General features: G+C 44.7%; 3 protein-coding genes and 1 pseudogene. All 4 read right to left on the reverse strand.

The window, feature by feature from the left end; genetic code table 11:
• A pseudogene (locus ACJMLT_RS04015) lies at positions 1 to 99 on the reverse strand (TnpV protein); the annotation flags it as partial.
• A 297-nt stretch (positions 100 to 396) separates the two neighbouring features.
• Positions 397 to 1,560 carry a cation diffusion facilitator family transporter gene (locus tag ACJMLT_RS04020; RefSeq protein WP_405726948.1) on the reverse strand — a complete coding sequence of 388 codons (1,164 nt, stop codon included), beginning with the start codon at positions 1,558 to 1,560 and terminating at the stop codon, positions 397 to 399.
• A 226-nt stretch (positions 1,561 to 1,786) separates the two neighbouring features.
• Positions 1,787 to 2,872: an adenosine deaminase gene (gene add, locus ACJMLT_RS04025; protein WP_405726951.1), complete on the reverse strand. Its 1,086-nt coding sequence runs from the start codon at positions 2,870 to 2,872 to the stop codon at positions 1,787 to 1,789.
• Between the two features lie 167 nt (positions 2,873 to 3,039).
• Positions 3,040 to 3,946: DnaJ C-terminal domain-containing protein (locus tag ACJMLT_RS04030; RefSeq protein WP_405726954.1), on the reverse strand; the 907-nt coding region annotated here is incomplete at its 5' end.

Raw genomic sequence — 3,946 nt, forward strand, 5'->3', positions numbered from 1 at the left:
CTCCTGTGGAAGCTTCAGATCAGGAATAAAGTAATCCCCCACCTTTAAATATCCAAGCTTATTCTCTCTGATAACTTCATTATTCTTCTGTTTACTCATGTGTAAATCCTCCGTGATTTTTTGATTTTTCACGGCGATTTTTTGGGTTTTTCACGTTCAAAACAGTACTGTCACATCAGGGATTTTCAAAAAATTTGGCGTACAAAATGGCGTACTTGAAGGTGTTCGAGTGCCGATTTTCCTTGATTTTACTGGGTTTTTCGAGGGTGTGTACATATCCTGCCGTGGCATACCATAAGTACTTTGATTACTTTAGACATATCTTCAACCATATTTCATTTTTCCTCTCATCACAATCCATCTGATCTTCACGCTAAATGATGCTCTTCTAAGTTTTTATTCCTTACCGTCAAAACGGATGACGGTTCCATATTTTTTATTTTTCGCCGCCAGCCCGGCATCAATTTCTTTTTTCAGTTCCTGATTCGGTTTTTTCAAATCATAAGGTACCATCAGATCAAATACCAGATTTTTCTGTTTTGCGCCGCCAACCATACGGAAACAATGCATGGTCACCTCCGGCGCCACTTCTTTTATGATTTCTCCCACTACATTGCTCATTTCTGCCCATTCTGCATCGTCAGGCAAAACAGGGTCATAATGGATCACCAGATGTACATTCAGCGCATCCAGAACCTCGCACTCAATATCATCCAGAATATCATGTACCTCCATGGGATCCAGTCTTGCGCTCAGTTCTGCATGAATAGATGCAAAACATCTGCCGGGGCCATAATCATGCACCAGCAGATCATGCACATTCAGTACTTCTTCACAGGAAAGCACCTTCCGTTTGATTTTTTCCACCAGTTCTTCATCTGCCTGTTCGCCCAGCAAAGGAGAAATCGTTTCCTTCACAATATTCACTCCCGAATACAGGATAAAAACTGCTACCAAAAGCCCTACATAGCCATCAATGTTTATATGACACAGATATCCCACCAAGCATCCAGCCAGAACCGCCACTGTAGAAACCACATCGTTTCTGCTGTCTACTGCAGTTGCCTGCAAGGTCAGGGAATTGATCTTTTTCCCAAGTGTACCGAAAAACAGAGACATCCACAGTTTCACCAGAACGGAAGCCACAAGGATTCCCACCGTAAGCAGAGAAAAATCAATAGCTTCGGGATGAATGATTTTTCCCACAGAAGATTTCACCAACTCCACACCGATGACCAGAATCAAGACAGCCACCATCAGCCCAGACAGATATTCATATCTGGCATGGCCATAGGGATGATCCTGATCCGCCGGCTGCTGTGCCAGACGGAAGCCCAGCAGCGTTACGACAGAAGAGGATGCATCCGAAAGGTTATTGACCGCATCCGCAATAATGGCAACAGACCCCGCCAGGATCCCTGCAAGCAGTTTCCCCAGAAAAAGGATAATATTGCAGACGATCCCCGTTGCCCCCGCCAGTTTTCCCACAGAGGCACGCACAGCGGCATCCCCATAGTTTTCATGGTTTTTTACAAAAAAACGTAATAGAAGTCTTGTCATTCTGATTCCTCCAACATCATATTCAAACACGTCCCCCTCACGGAAGTAACGCATATCACTCATAAATCCGCGATTCTGTAAATTCTTCTCCCGACATACCTGCTTTCCATTCTGCCCATAAGTCATTCATCACATCATTCAAAAGCACATTTATTCCTACTTTATCATAGGAACCCCAAAAATAACAGGGGCATTTTCCCCTGTTATCATCTTTCGTTCTGTTGTTTTATGGAACTCTCTTTTCCAATTCCCCGCGGAGCCATTCCTTCGTTTCCTCATCGGCAAAAGATACGTCAATTGCATTATTTACCAACATCTTCAGCTGTTCTTTTTCCAAACCAAAGGTATCGATCAGTTTCTGCAGTTCTGCCTCTACATTCGTACCGGAAACAACCATGTTATCCGAATTGATCGTAACTTTTACCCCAGCTTCCATCAATTCTAAAAGTGGATACTCATCCAGACTTTCAAAAATATTTGTATTCAGGTTGCTGGTAGGGCAAAGTTCCAGTGTCACATTCTCTTCTGCCAGTTTTTGCATCAGTTCCTGATCTTCCACAGAACGTACCCCATGTCCAATTCGTTTTGCACCAAATTCCAGCGCTTTATACACACTGGTGGGGCCATCTGCTTCACCGGCATGGATCGTAAAGGGAATATCCAGCTGCTTTGCAAGAAGGAACAGATTCTCAAAATTTCCGGTAGGATAAAGGGCTTCTGCCCCTGCAATATCGATCGCCGCTACCCCTTTTCCCAGAAATTCTTTCGCAACCCGAACTGTTTCCATATTCTGTTCTTGATTATCATCACCACGCATACAGCATAGGATCAGATTGGAACGAAAATCACATCTGTTCATGCCCTCGATTGCTGCCGCAACAACTTCGGCCTGTGATAATCCATTTTCTGTATGTAATTGGGGTGCAAAGCGGATCTCTGCATACAGCATGCCCATATCCTGCAGTTCCTTCTCCAGCTGATATACAGCAGCAACCAGCGCTTCCTCTGTCTGAAGCAAAGAAACAGTAAAATCAAATTTTTCCAGATATTCATTCAGATTTCTGCAGTCTGCATCTACCCGAAGCAGAGGCAGCAATTCTTCATCTCTTTCCGGTACAGAGATCCCCTGCATCTCCGCCAGTTCTCTGACAGAAGCCACCGACAGGGAGCCGTCCAGATGCAGGTGCAGATCCATTACTGCATAGTCTTCCGCTTTGACCACTTCCTTTGTTCCGCCGCATCCGGAAGTAAAGCAGGAACCAGCCACAAGGAGACCGCTGAGCATCTGTCCGCACATTTTTTGTTTTTCCATATTGTGTCTTCCCTTCTTTACTATTATATAAAAACCGATTTGTCCGTATCAAACTGTTTTTCTTCACACAATTTCATTACAATCAAATATTACAACAGATTCCTCTTCTTATCAACTTCCGCTCAACACAAAAACTCCCGCCTCATCAGAGACAGGAGCCTTTCTTATCAGTCAAATAAATCTTTAAAACCATCCTTCATTTTTTCTGTGAAGGATTTCTTTTCTTCTTTCGAAGGTTCCGGTTCCACAGGCTCGCTGGAAGTTGTGTCACCATAGAACTGACGCAGCAGATCTTTCTGTTTTTCGCTCAGTTCTGTAGGGATCTTCACTTTCAGTGTTACGATCTGGTTCCCTCTTACCTTAGGGTTTCTCAGGTTAGGTACGCCCACGCCTTTCAGTGTAACAACTGTATCAGGCTGTGTACCGGGTTTGATAGTATATTTCTGTTCGCCGTCAATCGTCTTGATGATGATATCGCCGCCCAGTGCCGCCTGTACGAACGTGATAGGCACATCACAGTAGATATCATAGCCCTTACGAACAAATACACGATTTGGCTGTACATATACAGTTACCAGCAGGTCGCCATAGCCGCCGCCGTTTTCACCAATTTCGCCTTTGCCGGCCAGTCGGATGGTCTGACCATTATCAATACCCTTCGGTACGTTCACTTCATATTTCTTTGTTTTGCGTACTTTGCCGGTACCTTTACATGTGTTACAAGGGTCTTTGATGACTTTACCTGTACCACCACACTTGGAACAGGTACGAACGCTGGTCACCGCCCCAAACATGGACTGCTGTACCACTCTTTCCTGACCTGTACCGTTACAGGTAGGACAGCTTTCTGCGTGAGTACCTTCCTTGGCACCTGTGCCATGGCAGGTATCACATTCATCATAGATCGCCACAGAAATTTCTTTTTTGCAGCCGAAAACAGCTTCTTCAAATGTCAGCTGAATATTTACATTTACATCTCTGCCTTTTCTGGGACCGTTTCTTCTTGCACTGCCGCCGCCAAAGCCGCCGAAACCACCAAAGCCGCCGCCAAACATGCTGCCAAAGATATCGCCC

Origin of the sequence: Anaerotignum sp. (assembly GCF_045122575.1) — a bacterium.
GTDB lineage: Bacteria > Bacillota > Clostridia > Lachnospirales > Anaerotignaceae > Anaerotignum_A.